Raw genomic sequence first — 16,259 nt, 5'->3', positions numbered from 1 at the left:
GCGGGCCGGGGGTGTCATCCGTCGGCCTTGCGGTGCACACGGGAGATCCAGTCCGCCGGGGCGGCGATCTCCGCCTTGGTGGGCAGGGTGTTCGGGGACGTCCAGACGCGGTTGAAGCCGTCCATGCCGACCTCGTCGACGACGGCCCGGACGAAGCGCTCGCCGTCGCGGTACTGGCGGAGCTTGGCGTCGAGGCCGAGCAGCTTGCGCAGGGCGGTGTCGAGCCGGGAGGCGCCCTTGGCGCGCCGCTGCTGGAACTTCTCGCGGATCTCGGCGACGGAGGGCACGACCGCGGGGCCGACGCCGTCCATGACGAAGTCGGCGTGGCCCTCCAGGAGGGACATCACGGCGGTGAGGCGGCCGAGGATCTCCCGCTGGGCGGGGGTCTGGACGAGTTCGACGAAGGAGCGCCCGCCGTCGTCCTCCTCGGCCTCGGGCCGGCCGCCGGCCAGGGACTGGGCGGCCTCGCGGACCCGCTCCAGGACGGTCATGGGGTCGACGTCGGTCTCGCCGAGGAAAGACTGGATTTCGCCCTCGAGGTGGTCCCGCAGCCAGGGCACGGCGCTGAACTGCGTGCGGTGGGTCTCCTCGTGGAGGCACACCCACAGCCGGAAGTCGTGCGGGTGGACGTCGAGTTCGCGTTCGACGTGGACGATGTTCGGGGCGACGAGGAGCAGCCGGCCGCCGCCGTGCTCCCCGGCGGGGAGGTCACGGGTGGCGGGGGCGAAGGTCTCGTACTGGCCGAGGACGCGGGAGGCCAGGAACGACAGCAGCATCCCGAGCTCGACGCCGGTGACCTTGCCGCCGACCGCGCCGAGGACGGCCTGGCCGGTGCCGCTGCCCCGGCGCTCCTGCATCTTCTCCAGCAGGGGCTTGAGGATCTCGCGGAACCCGGCGATGTTGGCCCGGATCCAGCCGGGCCGGTCGACGACGAGGACCGGGGTGTCGTGGATCTCCTCGGTGCCCATGCGGGTGAACCCGCGGACGTGTTCCTCGGAGGACTTCGCGTGCCGGCGCAGTTCCGCGACGACGGCCCTGGCCTCGTCGCGGCTGACCTCGGGGCCCGGCCGTACGAACCGGGTCGCGGTCGCCACCGCGAGGTTCCAGTCGACCATCTGAGAAGAAGCAGCACCACCGATGCTCGTCATGCGTCAACCGTACGTGAGCGTTCCCGGTCGGGGCAGGGCGTGCGAGCGGACGTCCCCCGGGCCGGTGCCGGGGGCCGGTCACCGGCAGCCGCAGGAGGCGAGGGCCGTGGCGGCCCGGTCGAGGGCGGACTGGGCCGCGTCCCGGTCGGTGGTGTCGGAGGCGAGGAAGGCGAAGGCGAGCAGGCGTCCGTCCTGGTCGACGACGGTGCCGGCCAGGGTGTTGACGCCGGTGAGGGTGCCGGTCTTGGCGCGGACGACGCCCGCGGCCCCGTCCGCGTAGCGGCTGGTGAGGGTGCCGGTGAAGCCCGCGACGGGCAGGCCGGTGAGGGCGGCGCGCAGTTCGGGGTGGGCGGGGTCGGCGGCGTGGGCGAGCAGGGCGGTGAGGAGGTCGGCGGTGAGGGCGTCGCGCCGGTCGAGGCCGCTGCCGTCCCGGAACGTGACGCCGGAGACGGGCAGTCCGAGCTTGCCGAGCCGGGCCGCGATGGCCTTGCCGCCGCCCGCGAAGTCGGGGCGCTCGCCGCTCGCGAGGGCGGTGTGGCGGGCCAGGGCCTCGGCGATGTCGTTGTCGCTGTTGGTCAGCATGCGTTCGACCAGGGCGGTGAGCGGGGGCGAGGTGACCTGGGCGAGGGACTCGGCGCGGTTGGTGGCCTTGGAGGGGCCGGGGGCGCCGGCGCGCACGCCGTGGTCGGCGAGGAGGCCGGCGAACCGTTCCGCCGTGTCCTTGGCGGGGTCGTCGCTGCGGTCCGCGGTGCCGCTGCTCGAGTCGTCGAGGCGGCCCTCGTCGGCCATCAGGGCGCTGACGGGGGCGAGGTTGCTGTTCTTGCCGATGACGTGTCGTTCGGAGCCGGCGTAGAGCGTGGTGTCGTAGGAGAGCGTGACCTTGCGCAGGCCGCGCTGCTTCAGGGCGCCGGCGGTCCGCGCGGCGAGGTCGCGCAGTCCGGCCCAGCCGCCGGTCTTCTCGCGGGCGGTGAGGGTGGGGTCGCCGCCGCCGACGAGGACCAGTTCCTTCGTGTCGGGTTCCAGGACGGTGCGGGTGGTGAGGCGGTGGTCGGGGCCCATCGCGGTGAGGGCGGCGACCGCGGTGGCGATCTTGGTGGTGGAGGCGGGCGTGAGGGCCTCGGAGGCGCCCTCGCCGTACAGGCGCCGGCCGGTGGCCACGTCCACGACGGCGGCGCCGGTGCGGCGGCCGAGCCCGGGGGCGTCGAGGAGGGGGCCCAGGACGGTCGCGAGGGCCTTGCCGTCGGGCACGGACCCGGCGTGGCCGGCACCGGCGCCCAGGGCGGTGAGGACGGCGCCCGCGCTGGGCGCGGGGCGCGGGCCCTTGTCCCGCGCGCCGGGGGGCGCGGCGTCCCGGCCGTGATCTGTGCCACCCGTGCGCTCCCGGGCGGCCGCCCGGTCCCGCTCGGCCGTACGCTGACCCGTGGAGTCCCAGGGGCCCACGGCGGTCACCACCGTGGCGGCCAGCGCCAGTCCGGCGGTGGCGGCACAGGCGGTGTACTGCCAGGTCTTCGGCCTCGTGGCGCGTGCGAGACGTGGCCGCAGGGCGTCCGCGGCCCGCGTCAGTCGCGGTCGCACGGCGTTCGCGAGCCGCGTCACCCGCGGTCCCGCGGCTCGCCAAGGCCTCAGCTCTGGCACGACCACCAGCCCCTTTCGCGATCACACACCTGCGTGAGGGACACTTAATCACCAGAACTATGTGTTGATCATGGAGGAGCCACCGGTGGAGTTCGACGTCACGATCGAGATTCCGAAGGGTTCGCGGAACAAGTACGAGGTGGACCACGAGACCGGTCGGATCCGCCTGGACCGTCGACTCTTCACCTCGACCGCCTACCCGACCGACTACGGCTTCGTCGAGAACACCCTCGGCGAGGACGGCGACCCGCTGGACGCGCTGGTCATCCTGGACGAGCCGACGTTCCCGGGCTGCCTCATCAAGTGCCGCGCCATCGGCATGTTCCGGATGACGGACGAGGCCGGCGGCGACGACAAGCTGCTGTGCGTCCCGGCGACCGACCCGCGCGTGGAGCACCTGCGCGACATCCACCACGTGTCGGAGTTCGACCGCCTGGAGATCCAGCACTTCTTCGAGGTCTACAAGGACCTGGAGCCGGGCAAGTCCGTCGAGGGCGCCGACTGGGTCGGCCGTACCGAGGCCGAGGCCGAGATCGAGCGGTCCTACAAGCGCTTCAAGGACCAGGGCGGCCACTGAGCCTCATCGAAGCCGTTCCACGGACGGGCCGCACGCAGGGCGTGCGGCCCGTCCGTGTGTCTGTGCGCATACTGAGAGCGGCGGAAGGTGTCGTTCAAGGAGAGCTGCGTACGTGACGGACGCGGAGGACCGCAAGCCGCAGTCGGACGAGGCGAGGATGGCGTTCACGCCGCCCGCCGGGGTGGAGGTCGGGGACAGCGAGTCGGAGACCACGTCGGAGTTCGCGCTCCCCAAGGGTCTCGACGTCCCGCAGGCGCCTCCCCAGGAACAGGAGAGGTCGGCCTTCAGCGCGCCGAGAGGATACAGCGCCGAGGACACCCTGCCCGGCTTCACGCCCCCCGGCGGCATACCGCAGGTCAGCCTGACCAAGGACGTGCCCTGGCAGGACCGGATGCGCACGATGCTGCGGATGCCGGTGGCCGAGCGGCCGGCGCCGGAACGGATGCCGAAGACCGAGGAGGAGGGCCCGGCCGTCCCGCGCGTGCTGGACCTGACCCTGCGTATCGGTGAGCTGCTGCTGGCGGGCGGCGAGGGCGCCGAGGACGTGGAGGCCGCGATGTTCGCGGTGTGCCGGTCCTACGGCCTCGACCGCTGCGAGCCGAGCGTCACCTTCACCCTGCTGTCGATCTCGTACCAGCCGTCGCTGGTGGACGACCCGGTGTCGGCGGCGCGCACGGTGCGCCGGCGCGGCACCGACTACACGCGGCTGGCGGCCGTGTACCAGCTGGTCGACGACCTCAGCGACGCCGAGAGCCACATCTCCCTGGAGGAGGCCTACCGGCGGCTCGCGGAGATCCGGCGCAACCGGCACCCCTACCCGACCTGGGTCCTGACGACGGCCAGCGGGCTGCTCGCCGGCGCGGCGTCCGTGCTGGTCGGCGGCGGGCTGCTGGTGTTCGTCGCGGCGGCCGTCGGCGCGATGGCCGGCGACCGGCTGGCGTGGCTGGCCGCGGGGCGCGGGCTGCCGGAGTTCTACCAGTTCACGGTCGCCGCGATGCCGCCGGCCGCGGTCGGGGTCGCGCTGACGCTGACGCACGTCGACGTGAAGGCGTCCGCGGTCATCACCGGTGGGCTGTTCGCGCTGCTGCCCGGGCGGGCCCTGGTGGCGGGCGTGCAGGACGGGCTGACCGGCTTCTACATCACCGCGTCGGCGCGGCTGCTGGAGGTCATGTACTTCTTCGTCGGCATCGTGACCGGCGTGCTGGTGGTCCTGTACTTCGGCGTCAACCTGGGCGCCAAGCTCAACCCGGACGCGGCGCTGCACACCTCCGAGCGGCCCTACTTGCAGATCGCCGCGTCGATGCTGCTGTCGCTGACCTTCGCGGTGCTGCTCCAGCAGGAACGGACCACCGTGCTCGCCGTGACCCTGAACGGGGGTGTCGCCTGGGTGGTGTACGGGGCGATGCGCTACGCGGGCGAGCTGTCGCCGGTCGCCTCGACGGCGGTCGCCGCGGGTCTGGTCGGTCTGTTCGGGCAGCTGATGGCCCGCTACCGGTTCGCGTCCGCGCTGCCCTACACGACTGCCGCGATCGGGCCGCTGCTGCCCGGTTCGGCCACGTACTTCGGGCTGCTGTCGATCGCGCAGAACGAGGTGGACGCGGGGCTGGTGTCGCTGGCCACGGCGGCGTCCCTGGCCCTGGCCATCGCGATCGGCGTGAACCTCGGGTCCGAGATCTCCCGGCTCTTCCTGCGGATCAGCTCGCCGGAGAAGCGGCGCTCCGCCAAGCGGACGCGCGGCTTCTGAGACGGCGACGGACGCCCCCCGGGGAGGGCGTCCGTGACGAGCGGTCCGGCCGGAGGCCTCAGTAGCCCTGGTCCGGCGGGTACTGCCGGTCCTGCCGGCCGTAGCCCTGCGGATACTGCTGCGCGTACGGCTGCTGAGGCTGCTGCTGCGGGTGCTGCTGCCCGTAGTACTGCTGGTCGTAGCCCTGCTGCTGTCCGCCGTGGTCCTGCTGCTGCCCGTAGCCGTACCCCTGGTCCTGCCCGGGGCCGCCCTGGCCGCCGTACGGCTGCTGGTGCTGGTCGTGGGACGGGATGCGGCGCAGCTGCGTCGTCGCGTCGTCCATCGGCTGGTAGCCCTGGTGCCGCTGCCCGTCCTGGGCGGCCGGGGCCTCGGCGGCGGCGCGCTTCTTCTTGCCGCGCTCCCGCAGGTACTCGATGAGGATCGGCACCACGGAGACGACGACGATCAGGACCAGGATCGCCTCGACGTTGCTCTTGATGAACGAGATCTGCCCGAGCCAGTAGCCCGCGAGGGTGACACCGGTGCCCCAGGCGACGCCGCCGATGACGTTGTACGTCAGGAAGGTGCGGTACTTCATCCGGCCGGCCCCCGCCACGATGGGGGCGAAGGTCCGCACGATCGGCACGAAGCGTGCCAGCACGATCGCCTTGGGGCCGTACTTCTCCATGAACTCGTGCGCCTTGTCCAGGTTCTCCTGTTTGAAGAGCTTGGAGTTGGGGCGGCTGAAGAGCCTCGGGCCGAAGAACTTGCCGATCATGTAGCCGACCTGGTCGCCGAGGACGGCGGCCGCGACGATCAGCGCGCAGACCAGCCACAGCGGCTGGCTGATGAAGGTCCCCTCGGCGACGAACAGGCCCGCCGTGAACAGCAGGGAGTCCCCGGGCAGGAACGCGAAGAGGCCGGACTCCGCGAAGACGATCAGCAGGATGCCGGGAAGGCTGAACGTCTCGATGAGGTAGTCCGGGCTGAGCCACTCGGGGCCGAGCGCAAGGGTGGTCACGGGATTGTGGCTCCTGCGGGGGAAGGGGCGGACGATCGGTCACGAGCGAGTCAAAAATATCAACGCGCGACCGGTGTCCCAGGTTCCATGGACCCGTTCAGGATGCACTGTGCGACCCCGGCGACAAAGCTGTGGGGCATGGGCATCGATGAGTACGGCGGCGGGCAGGGGCCCAGCCCCGACGTTCTTGTAGTGACCACGAACGACGTCCCCGGGCACCGCGTGACGCGGGTCGTCGGGGAGGTCTTCGGGCTGACCGTGCGCTCCCGGCACGTCGGCAGCCAGATCGGCGCCGGGCTGAAGTCGCTGGTCGGCGGCGAACTGAAGGGCCTCACCAAGACGCTGGTGGAGACCCGCAACCAGGCGATGGAACGCCTCGTGGAGCAGGCACGCGCGCGGGGCGCCAACGGGGTGCTGGCCTTCCGCTTCGACGTGACGGAGGCGGCCGACGTGGGCACCGAGGTGTGCGCCTACGGGACCGCGGTGGTCCTGGCCCGGGAGGAGTAGCGGCCCCGGGCCGGGACCCTCAGGCGGAGTGCCGGTCCGCGTTGGCGAGGATCGCCTGCCTGAGGTGCTCGGCGAGACCGGGCCGCAGGGAGTCGTAGTACGCCTTGAAGCGCTCGTCGGAGACGTACATCTCGGCGAAGCACCTGTGCATCTCGTAGGGCACCTCGAAGTACCACTTGCCGATGTGCCGGCGGTGCTCCTCGGCCAGGTCCATGGCTGTCTCGCCGGACGGCTGCCCTCCGGCGGCCATCAGGGCCGTGTACCGCTCCTGCCAGTCGTCGACCTCGGCCTGGACGCGCTTCCAGTCCTCCTTGGTGTAGCGCGCCGCGCGGCGCTGCGACTCGGCGTACGCCTCGGTGCCGCCCCAGCGTTCCTCCGCCTCCGCGGCGTACTGCTCGGGGTCCTTGTCCCCGAACACCTCGAACCTCTCCTCGGGCGTCAGATCGATTCCCATCGTGCGTGCCTCCATGGCCTGTTCCACGGCCGCCGCCATCTTCCGCAGCTTCTCGATCCGGGCGGTCAGCAGCTCGTGCTGCCGGCGCAGGTGCGCGCGCGGGTCCGCGTCCGGGTCGTCGAGCAGGGCGGCGACCTCGTCGAGGGGGAAGCCGAGCTCGCGGTAGAACAGGATCTGCTGCAGCCGGTCGAGGTCGGCGTCGCTGTAGCGCCGGTGGCCCGCGTGGCTGCGCTCGCTGGGCACGAGCAGACCGATGCCGTCGTAGTGGTGCAGGGTGCGCACCGTCACCCCGGCGAACCCGGCGACCTGTCCCACGGAGTAGCCCACTTCCGCTCCCTTCTCGGTACGCGCACCACGGTGCGCCCTCACGCCGCGTGAGGTGCAAGCCCCCAGGTCTGGGCCTACCGTCGATGCATGGCACTGCACCGCGGGAACAGCGCATCACCGGACCGACGCGGCGGCGGACACAGGCTGTCCGTCAACCCGTTCTACGGCGAGACGAACCCGGCCGCCGGCATGACCGAGGCCCCGCCCACCCATCGCCTCCCGGACTCCCCCATGGCGCCGTCGACGGCGTACCAGCTGGTGCACGACGAGCTGATGCTGGACGGCAACTCGCGGCTGAACCTCGCCACCTTCGTCACCACCTGGATGGAGCCGGAGGCGTCGGTGCTGATGGCGGAGTGCCGCGACAAGAACATGATCGACAAGGACGAGTATCCGCGCACCGCCGAGCTGGAGCGGCGCTGTGTGTCGATGCTCGCCGACCTGTGGAACGCGCCCGATCCGTCGGCGGCCGTGGGCTGTTCGACCACGGGCTCCAGCGAGGCGTGCATGCTCGCGGGCCTGGCGCTGAAGCGGCGCTGGACGAGCCGCAACGCCGACCGGTACCCGTCCCCGGATGCCCGCCCCAACCTGGTCATGGGCGTCAACGTCCAGGTCTGCTGGGAGAAGTTCTGCAACTTCTGGGAGGTCGAGGCCCGGCTGGTCCCGATGGAGGGCGAGCGCTTCCACCTCGATCCGCAGGCGGCGGCCGAGCTGTGCGACGAGAACACCATCGGCGTCGTCGGCATCCTCGGCTCCACCTTCGACGGGTCCTACGAGCCGATCGCGGACCTGTGCGCAGCGCTGGACGCCCTCCAGGAGCGCACGGGTCTGGACGTCCCGGTGCACGTGGACGGCGCGTCCGGCGCGATGGTGGCGCCCTTCCTCGACGAGGACCTGGTGTGGGACTTCCGGCTGCCGAGGGTCGCCTCGATCAACACCTCGGGGCACAAGTACGGGCTGGTGTACCCGGGCGTCGGCTGGGCGCTGTGGCGGGACAAGGAGGCGCTGCCGGAGGAGCTGGTGTTCCGGGTGAACTACCTGGGCGGCGACATGCCGACGTTCGCGCTGAACTTCTCGCGGCCGGGCGCGCAGGTGGTGGCGCAGTACTACTCGCTGCTGCGGCTGGGCCGGGACGGGTACCGGGCGGTGCAGCAGGCGGCGCGGGACGTGGCCGGCCGGGTCGCGGAGGCCGTGGAGGAGCTGGGCGACTTCCGGCTGCTGACCCGGGGCGACCAGCTGCCGGTGTTCGCGTTCACGACGGCGCCGGACGTGACCCGGTTCGACGTGTTCGACGTGTCCCGGCGGCTGCGGGAGGCGGGCTGGCTGGTGCCCGCGTACACGTTCCCGCCGAACCGCGAGGACCTGTCCGTGCTGCGGGTGGTGTGCCGCAACGGCTTCTCGGAGGACCTCGCGGACCTGTTCGTGGACGACCTGCGCCGCTCCCTGGAGGACCTGCGCCGACAGCCGCACCCGCTGACGCACGACCGGGGCGCGGCGACCGGGTTCCATCACTAGTAGTGCTTCGTTAGGTTGAGGGCTGTCTGCGGCTGCTCCGGGGGCGGGGCAGGGGGCGTCCGCAGGTGGTGCAGGTACCGGTCCAGCACCTCAGCAGGTCCTGAAGAACGTCGAGGACCTGGTAGAGAGTCAGGCCGGTGTGTGGACTTTTGGGTCGAGCCGCCGGAGAGTGAGGAATGCCTGGACAGCGGTGACGAGGGTGACGTGGTGGTGCCAGCCGCGCCAGGTGCGGCCCTCGAAGTGGTCCAGCCCGAGGCCATGCTTGAGTTCGCGGTAGTCGTGCTCGATCCGCCAGCGCATCTTCGCCCACCGCACCAGGTCAGCGACCGGGGTGGTGACGGGCAGGTTCGATATCCAGTAGTCCGTCGGAGTGTCCTGGCCGTCCGGCCATTCGACGAGGAGTGTCTGGACGGGCAGGACGCCGTCCCAACGGTTGCGGCCGCCGCCGGTCTTCTGGGCTGCGGCCAGGGACTGCTTGCCCGCAGTCCGCACTGGCAGCACCGCGAACCGTGAGGTCATCACGCCTTTGCTGCCCTGCCTCCAGGTCACCTCAGTGAACCGCTCCGCACCCGCCTGCGCTGCCAGGACGCAGACGGCTCGCGGTGGGGTGCGGTAGCGGGGAAGGGTGGGCGGTCCTAGCCCGCCGTAAACCGGCTGGTGCGGCTCGACGTCCCCCGGGTGGGCGACTTCTTTCCCGTTCAGGGCCAGGACATAGAACAGTCCTCGTTCTTGGAGACCGAGCCGGAACGGGGTGCTGACGCCGTAGCCGGCGTCGGCGACCACGACCGGCGCCTTCAGCTGCCACTCGGCGAGTGTGTCCAGCAGGCCGAGCGCGAGACGCCACTTCTCCTGGTGCACCACGTCGTCGGGGACTCCCGCCCTGCGGCATCGGTCCGGCTCGTCGGTCCACTCACGCGGCAGATACAACTGCCACTGCAGTGGGCACGAGGCGGTATCGGTGGCGGCATGGACACTGACCGCGACCTGGCAGTTCGCCCGTTTGCCGACCGCTCCGCAGTACTGGCGGGCCACCCCGGCCGACGCCTTGCCGCACTTGGGGAACGACACATCGTCGATCACCCACACCTCAGGAGTGATCACCTCGGACAGCCGCCCCGCGATCCGCTGCCTGACCGGCAGCGGATCCCACGGCGACTGGTTCACGAACTGCTGCAGGGCCTGCATGTTCCCGTCCGGCAGCCGCTCGGACATCGGCTGGATCGACTTGCGCCGGCCGTCGAGCATCAGGCCCCGCAGATAACACTCGCCCCAACGCCGCTGATCCCGACGCGGCAACGACCCGAATACATCGGCAACGAACTCCGCTAACTCGCCCCGGAGTCGTTCCACTTCCCCCAGCCTCATGCCAAGAAGATGCCCAACACCAAGCGAGGTCACCCGACGTAACGAAGCACTACTAGGGGGTGTCTTGTCGATCAGGCCGGGTCAGCTCCCGGTGTCTGGTGCTGTGCATCGCAAGGCGGAGGAGGGAGTCGATGCGGCGCATCGGCGACCGACGACAACGCGGCGAGGCGCGGTGCCAGGCGCCGGGAGCCCGGCCTGATCGGCAAGACACCCCCTGCAGGCCGTGTCCGACCTAGCCCGGCTGACTGTCGTCGGCCAGGAGGCCGGCGAACGGCTCGCCCTCGTCGGCGAAGGTGTAGGCGCCGCCCTCGACGCGGGCGATGAGGCCGCGGGTCCACTCGGTCTCGGAGTCGGCGGTGTGGACCCACATGTTCATGATCTCGCCGATGTGGCCGAGCTGTTCGGGGCCCTCCTCGGGCACGTAGTGCTCGAGGACCTCCGTCCGCCACTCCTCGATCCGCCGGACGCGCTCGCGCAGCAGTTCCACGGCCTCCGCGCGCGGCAGGTCGACCAGGAAGCCCACGGCGGCCGTCTTCATGTCGCCGCGCTGGTCGTAGGTGACCAGCGCCTCGCGCAGCAGCCGGAAGTACTCCTCGGTGCCCTCGCCGGTCACCTCGTACTCGGTGCGCGGCGGACCGCCCGCCGTGGACGGGGCGATCTCGTGCGCGTGCAGCAGTCCCTGCTTCGCCATCTGCTTCAGCGCGTGGTAGATCGAGCCCGGTTTGGCGTGGGACCACTCGTGCGCGCCCCAGAACTCCAGGTCGTTGCGGACCTGGTAGCCGTGGGCGCGGCCGTGCATACGGACCGCGCCCAGGACGAGGAGGCGGATGGCTGACATGCCGTCCAGGTTAGAACGGGAACCCGCTGCGGCCGTGCTGCACGGAGATCCACTTCATGGTGGTGAAGGCGTCCAGCATGGTCTCGCCGTTCAGCCGTCCGACACCGGAGGCCTTCTCGCCGCCGAAGGGGACGATCGGCTCGTCGTGGACCGTGCCGTCGTTCACATGGAACATGCCGGAGTCGATCCGCTTGGCGAAGGCGACACCGCGCTCGACGTCGGCCGTGTGCACGGCGCCGCTCAGACCGTACGGGGTGTCGTTGACCAGGCGGACGGCCTCCTCCTCGCCGTCGAACGGGACGAGGAAGACGACCGGGCCGAAGACCTCCTGCCGCAGCAGCGCGGAGTCCTCCGGGAGGCCGGTCAGGACGGACGGCTCGACCAGGTTGTCCGTGGCCGTGCCGTGCACGAGGGCCGTCGCGCCCTCGGCGAGGGCCTGCGCGACCGTGCCGGTGAGCGCCTCGGCCTGCGAGGAGTTGATGACCGGGCCGATGACGGTCTCGGGGTCGCTCGGGTCGCCCACCTTGAGCGACTTCACCTTGGCGACGAACTTCTCGGTGAACGCGTCGGCGACCGTACGGTCCACGAGGACGCGGTTCGCCGCCATGCAGACCTGGCCCTGGTGGACGAACCGGCTGAAGACGGCCGCGTCGACGGCGTAGTCCAGGTCGGCGTCGTCCAGGACCACCAGCGCGCTGTTGCCGCCGAGTTCGAGCACGGAGCGCTTGAAGTGCGAGGCGCACACGGTGGCGACGTGCCGGCCGACCTTGTCGGAGCCGGTGAAGGAGATGACCTTGGGGACCGGGTGCTCGATGAAGGCGTCGCCGATCTCGGCGATGTCGGTGATGACGACGTTGAGCAGACCGGCCGGGAGCCCCGCCTCCTCGAAGATCTTCGCGACCAGGGAGCCGCCGACGATCGGGGTGTTCTGGTGCGGCTTGAGGACCACGCCGTTGCCGAGCGCGAGGGCCGGGGCGACCGACTTCAGGGAGAGCAGGAAGGGGAAGTTGAACGGGCTGATGACCCCGACGACACCGACCGGAACCCGGTAGACGCGGTTCTCCTTGCCGTCCACCGGCGAAGGGATGATCCGTCCCTCGGGGCGCAGCGCCAGATGCACCGCCTCGCGCAGGAACTCCTTGGCCAGGTGCAGTTCGAACGCGGCCTTCAGCCGGGTGCCGCCGAGCTCGGCGACGATCACCTCGCTGATCTCCTGCTCGCGCTCCTCGACCACGCGCAGCGCCTTCTCGAAGACGGCGCGGCGGGCGTAGGGGTTGGTCGCGGCCCACTGCTCCTGGGCGCGGGCCGCCGCCCGGTACGCCTCGTCCACCTCGTCGACCGTGGCTATCGTGATCGACGCCAGCTTCTCGCCGTCGTACGGGTTGAAGTCGATGATGTCCCAGGAGCCTGTGCCCGGGCGCCACTCACCGTCGATGTACTGCTGAGCCAGGTCGGTGAAATAGGACGACATGTGATCCCTCAATCCCTCGCAGACATCCGATCGGCGCGGTCGCCATCGTGATCGTCCTCACGGTCTGATCACACGTCATCGTACGTGTGTTTCAAGAGAGTTGGAGGAGTCCCCGGAGAAGATCCCGGCTCTCGTCGGGCCCCGGACTGTCCTGCTGGAGCTCCTTGAGGGCGAGCTCGTACTGGGCGACGTCCTCGCGCTTGTCGAGGTAGAGCGCGCTCGTGAGCTGCTCCAGGTAGACGACGTCCGAGAGGTCGGACTCGGGGAAGCTGAGAATGGTGAAGGCGCCGGACTCGCCGGAGTGCCCACCGAACCCGAACGGCATGATCTGCAGCCGCACGTTGGGCCGCTCGGAGATCTCGATGAGGTGCTGGAGCTGGCCGCGCATCACCTCGCGGTCGCCGTACGGCCGGCGCAGGGCGGCCTCGTCGAGGACGATGTGGAACTCGGGGGCGTTCTCCGCGACGAGGTACTTCTGGCGCTCCAGGCGCAGCGCGACGCGCTTGTCGACGTCGGACGCGCTCGCGCCCTTCATGCCGCGCTTCACGACCGCGTGGGCGTACGCCTCGGTCTGCAGCAGGCCGTGCACGAACTGCACCTCGTAGGCGCGGATCGAGCTGGCCGCGCCCTCCAGGCCGACGTAGGTGGGGAACCAGCTGGGCAGGACGTCCGAGTAGCTGTGCCACCAGCCGGCGACGTTGGCCTCGCGGGCCAGGGAGAGCAGGGAGGCGCGCTCCTGCTCGTCGGTGATGCCGTACAGCGTCAACAGGTCTTCCACGTCACGTGTCTTGAAGCTCACCCGGCCCAGCTCCATCCGGCTGATCTTCGACTCGGACGCGCGGATCGAGTATCCAGCCGCCTCACGGGTGATTCCGCGCGCTTCCCGCAGTCGCCTCAGTTGCGAGCCGAGCAGCATGCGCCGCACCACCGATCCGGGCTCTCCCGCGCTCACGTTCGCCAGCCTCCCCAACCGTCTTCCCGGCCCGCAGTCTGCCACTAAATCACTTCGAGCTGTACTCGCCCGATTACAGAGACGGAAAGAAGCCAAGGATTCCACTCGTGAAGCGGTCGACGGAAGGCAAGAAGAGGGGGTGAAGTTGGCGGAAAAAATGGCCAACAAGCGGTACGGGAACGTCCAATTCGGTCACGTGCACGTGCATCTGCCCTTGCATCTGCCCTTGGCTTCCGAAACCATGGTCCCGCGCAACCGCTGCATCGCCACGACCGCGAACTCCCGGGAGTGCCTCGCATGGGGACGAATGGATCGACCATGCTCGAGCCGTTACGGCAGGGCCTTCCGCCACTGGACCCCGCGGCCGTCTCCAACGCAGCCTCCTGCGCCCTGCCGGCCCGGTACGAGGCCGTCCGGGAAGCCCGCGGCTTCACGCGCCGCACCCTGGACCAGTGGGAACTGGGCGACCGTTTCGACGACGTCTGCCTCGTGGTCTCCGAACTGGTGACCAACGCCCTGCGGCACGCCCTGCCCTCGAACGCCCCCCGCGTCTGCGAGCAGCCCCCGCCGGTGCGGCTGCATCTGATGCGGTGGACCGAGCGGCTGGTGTGCGCGGTGCGCGACCCCAGTCACGACAGTCCGGTCGCGCGTGACTCCGAGGACTTCTCGGCGGAGTCCGGCCGGGGGCTGTTCCTCGTGGAGTCCTTCAGCGACGGCTGGGGCTGGCACCCGATGGCCGGCACGCTGAGCGGCAAGGTGGTCTGGGCGCTGTTCCGCCTCCAGCCCGGCACCTGCGCCGGCCCCGCGGACTGACACGGCGCCGCCTGCCGTGACGTGCGGGTTCTACGCGCGTCATCACGGCCGGGGCGGCGCCGCCCGTATCCACGGGGCGGCGGAAGGCGTCAGCCCGCGACCAGGTGGTCGAACTCGCCGTCCTTGACCCCGAGGAGCATCGCCTCGATCTCGGCCCGGGTGTAGACGAGGGCCGGGCCGTCGGGGAAACGCGAGTTGCGCACGGCGACGTCGCCGCCGGGCAGCCGCGCGAACTCCACGCAGGAGCCCTGGGAGTTGCTGTGCCTGCTCTTCTGCCAGGCCACCCCGTCCAGCTCCGTGGCCGCCATGCCGTTGTACACGTCGTGGTCCACAGGTCGCTCCCCGATGGTGCGGTGGCTCTTCGCCATGAGGCATGAGGTGATGCAGTGGTGATGCAGTGGTGCGTGTGCCGGACAACTGCTTTCGGATCATAGCCCCTGCTCACGTGCACCTGCACGAGCAGATGCACGTGCACGCGGGGTGTTCCCGCGGTTACTCCTGGGACGTACGTGGGTGGTCCATACGTTCCAGCGCGTGCCCCAGGGATCGCATCACATGAGTGCGCCAGCCCCCGCCCATGATCTTCCGCGCCATGAGCTGAACGGGGTCGTCCGGATCGAACCCCTCGTGCACTAGAAAAAGACGTGTTCCTCGCCCTTCTTGTTCCAAACGCCAAGTAACCGTCCAGTCAGCGGAGTTGGCCGAGGATGCGTCGCGCCAGCGGACGCTCAGCATCCGTTCGGGGGCGTAGGCGAGGACCTCCGCCTCGACCGTGCCGGAGAAGTCGGTGTTCGGTCGCGGCACGGACGTCATCGTGTACCGGTGCCCGACCTCCAGCCGGAACGCCTCGGCCCCCTGCATCTGCCACTGCACGAGCAGCTCGGGCTCGGTCAGGGCGCGCCAGACCTTGGCGGGCGGGTGCGGGAAGAACTGGTCCACGCGGATGACGGTGAGGTCGTCCTCGAGCGGTTCGGGGACCGGATCGGGGCCGTGGCCCGGGTCTGTGCTCATGTCGGGTCATCGTCGGGCATGCGGTCGAGCAGATCGCCGAGGTCCTTCAGACGCTCGCGCCAGAACCGCTCGTACGGATGGAGCCAGTCCCGCACATCGGCGAGCGGGGCCGCCTCCAGCCGGTAGATGCGCTGCCGGCCGGACCGCCGCTCGGAGACCAGCCCGGCCTCGCGGAGCACCCGCAGATGCTCCGACAGGCTGGGCCTGCGCATGGCGAAGTGCGCGGCCAGGTCCTGTACGGCCTGGGGCCCGCCGTCTCGGAGCAGCCGCAGCACCTCGCGGCGGGTGCCGTTGGCCAGCGCGGCGAAGACGCGGTCCTGGGGCGTCTCCTGGACCCCGGTCGTGGTCATGCCCGTCCCTCTCCGGTCAGTGAGCGGCCTCCGTCAGCAGCATCAGCCCGTTGCCGTCGGGGTCCTGGAAGCCTGCCATGCGCCCCCAGGGCACGTCGTCCGGGCCCTGTACGGCGACCCCGGCCTCCGCGAGCCGCGCGCAGTCCGCGTCGACGTCGGTGGTGACCAGCATGATCCCCCGTGCCGTGCCCGGCTCGAAGCCGCCCATCCCGGGACCGGAGAGCGTGAAGACCGTCTGCGCGCCCTCGGGCGCGACCTGGAGCCATCGGCCCTGGGGGGTGGCGAGATCGGCGGCGACCCGGAAGCCGAGGACGTCGGTGTAGAAGCGCAGGGCACGGTCCTGGTCGGCGACGGGGAGCGTGACGAAGGAGGCGTGGGTGATGGTCATGGCACGACAGTAGGTAGGCGTTTCCCTACGCGTCAACCGTAGGAGATCTCCTACCTGTCAGCCGTGCCGCGCCGTCCGGCACCCCGCACAGAAGTCCCTTCCTTCCCGCGGTCTTTCCGGCGACCGTGAACCGACTCCCTGGTAACTTGCTGCGGACGTTTCGG

17 protein-coding genes are annotated in these 16,259 nt (G+C 70.7%); 5 read left to right on the top strand and 12 right to left on the bottom strand.

The window, feature by feature from the left end:
- Positions 1-14: 14 nt before the first annotated feature.
- Entirely contained in the window at positions 15-1,148 is a 1,134-nt protein-coding gene (locus tag F8R89_RS19755; RefSeq protein WP_151785208.1) for a zinc-dependent metalloprotease, read from the bottom strand.
- Between the two features lie 78 nt (positions 1,149-1,226).
- Positions 1,227-2,789 carry a D-alanyl-D-alanine carboxypeptidase/D-alanyl-D-alanine-endopeptidase gene (dacB, locus tag F8R89_RS19750; protein ID WP_151785207.1) on the bottom strand — a complete coding sequence of 521 codons (1,563 nt, stop codon included), beginning with the start codon at positions 2,787-2,789 and terminating at the stop codon, positions 1,227-1,229.
- 79 nt (positions 2,790-2,868) lie between these two features.
- On the opposite strand from dacB, the gene F8R89_RS19745 reads away from it, so the two are divergent.
- Both F8R89_RS19745 and F8R89_RS19740 read left to right on the top strand, forming a co-directional pair.
- Positions 2,869-3,360, top strand: a complete 492-nt coding sequence (locus F8R89_RS19745) for an inorganic diphosphatase (RefSeq protein WP_031487466.1) — start codon at positions 2,869-2,871, stop codon at positions 3,358-3,360.
- Positions 3,361-3,472: 112 nt separating this feature from the next.
- Positions 3,473-5,104, top strand: a complete 1,632-nt coding sequence (locus F8R89_RS19740; protein WP_151785206.1) for a threonine/serine ThrE exporter family protein — start codon at positions 3,473-3,475, stop codon at positions 5,102-5,104.
- Positions 5,105-5,162: 58 nt separating this feature from the next.
- On the opposite strand, the gene F8R89_RS19735 is transcribed toward F8R89_RS19740, so the two are convergent.
- Positions 5,163-6,104, bottom strand: coding sequence for a DedA family protein (locus tag F8R89_RS19735; protein WP_151785205.1), 942 nt, complete (start codon positions 6,102-6,104; stop codon positions 5,163-5,165).
- 138 nt (positions 6,105-6,242) lie between these two features.
- On the opposite strand from F8R89_RS19735, the gene F8R89_RS19730 reads away from it, so the two are divergent.
- Positions 6,243-6,611, top strand: coding sequence for a YbjQ family protein (locus F8R89_RS19730; RefSeq protein ID WP_151785204.1), 369 nt, complete (start codon positions 6,243-6,245; stop codon positions 6,609-6,611).
- 19 nt (positions 6,612-6,630) lie between these two features.
- On the opposite strand, the gene F8R89_RS19725 is transcribed toward F8R89_RS19730, so the two are convergent.
- A complete protein-coding gene (locus F8R89_RS19725) occupies positions 6,631-7,392 on the bottom strand; it encodes a MerR family transcriptional regulator (protein ID WP_151785203.1) in 762 nt (253 codons plus the stop codon).
- Between the two features lie 87 nt (positions 7,393-7,479).
- Here F8R89_RS19725 and F8R89_RS19720 point away from each other — a divergent pair, with 87 nt between their 5' ends.
- Positions 7,480-8,907, top strand: coding sequence for a glutamate decarboxylase (locus F8R89_RS19720; RefSeq protein ID WP_151785202.1), 1,428 nt, complete (start codon positions 7,480-7,482; stop codon positions 8,905-8,907).
- 129 nt (positions 8,908-9,036) lie between these two features.
- Here F8R89_RS19720 and F8R89_RS19715 read toward each other — a convergent pair whose 3' ends face one another.
- The 4 genes from F8R89_RS19715 to F8R89_RS19700 all read right to left on the bottom strand — a co-directional run bounded on the left by F8R89_RS19715 (position 9,037) and on the right by F8R89_RS19700 (position 13,497).
- Positions 9,037-10,272, bottom strand: a complete 1,236-nt coding sequence (locus F8R89_RS19715; protein ID WP_151785201.1) for an IS701 family transposase — start codon at positions 10,270-10,272, stop codon at positions 9,037-9,039.
- 232 nt (positions 10,273-10,504) lie between these two features.
- Positions 10,505-11,110, bottom strand: a complete 606-nt coding sequence (locus F8R89_RS19710; RefSeq protein WP_151785200.1) for a PadR family transcriptional regulator — start codon at positions 11,108-11,110, stop codon at positions 10,505-10,507.
- A 10-nt stretch (positions 11,111-11,120) separates the two neighbouring features.
- Positions 11,121-12,581 carry an aldehyde dehydrogenase family protein gene (locus F8R89_RS19705; protein ID WP_151785199.1) on the bottom strand — a complete coding sequence of 487 codons (1,461 nt, stop codon included), beginning with the start codon at positions 12,579-12,581 and terminating at the stop codon, positions 11,121-11,123.
- 91 nt (positions 12,582-12,672) lie between these two features.
- Positions 12,673-13,497 (bottom strand): helix-turn-helix domain-containing protein, encoded by an 825-nt coding sequence (locus F8R89_RS19700; protein ID WP_062673215.1) that lies wholly within the window; start codon positions 13,495-13,497, stop codon positions 12,673-12,675.
- 333 nt (positions 13,498-13,830) lie between these two features.
- Between F8R89_RS19700 and F8R89_RS19695 the strand changes: the two genes are divergently transcribed.
- Positions 13,831-14,346, top strand: a complete 516-nt coding sequence (locus F8R89_RS19695; protein ID WP_151785198.1) for an ATP-binding protein — start codon at positions 13,831-13,833, stop codon at positions 14,344-14,346.
- An 89-nt stretch (positions 14,347-14,435) separates the two neighbouring features.
- Here F8R89_RS19695 and F8R89_RS19690 read toward each other — a convergent pair whose 3' ends face one another.
- The 4 genes from F8R89_RS19690 to F8R89_RS19675 form a co-directional block, all read right to left on the bottom strand.
- Positions 14,436-14,714 carry a DUF397 domain-containing protein gene (locus F8R89_RS19690; protein ID WP_055624727.1) on the bottom strand — a complete coding sequence of 93 codons (279 nt, stop codon included), beginning with the start codon at positions 14,712-14,714 and terminating at the stop codon, positions 14,436-14,438.
- A 124-nt stretch (positions 14,715-14,838) separates the two neighbouring features.
- Positions 14,839-15,357 (bottom strand): SRPBCC family protein, encoded by a 519-nt coding sequence (locus tag F8R89_RS19685; RefSeq protein WP_151785197.1) that lies wholly within the window; start codon positions 15,355-15,357, stop codon positions 14,839-14,841.
- A complete protein-coding gene (locus F8R89_RS19680; RefSeq protein ID WP_151785196.1) occupies positions 15,354-15,707 on the bottom strand; it encodes an ArsR/SmtB family transcription factor in 354 nt (117 codons plus the stop codon). Before F8R89_RS19680 ends, F8R89_RS19685 begins: the two co-directional genes overlap by 4 nt.
- Positions 15,708-15,723: 16 nt before the next feature.
- Complete coding sequence (locus tag F8R89_RS19675) at positions 15,724-16,095, bottom strand: VOC family protein (RefSeq protein WP_151785195.1); 372 nt, start codon at positions 16,093-16,095, stop codon at positions 15,724-15,726.
- Between the last annotated feature and the right edge of the window lie 164 nt (positions 16,096-16,259).

The sequence above is a fragment of the Streptomyces sp. SS1-1 genome (assembly GCF_008973465.1).
Classification (GTDB): Bacteria; Actinomycetota; Actinomycetes; order Streptomycetales; family Streptomycetaceae; genus Streptomyces.
Note: the sequence above shows the minus strand (reverse complement) of the source record. Positions and strands in the feature narration are given on the sequence as shown.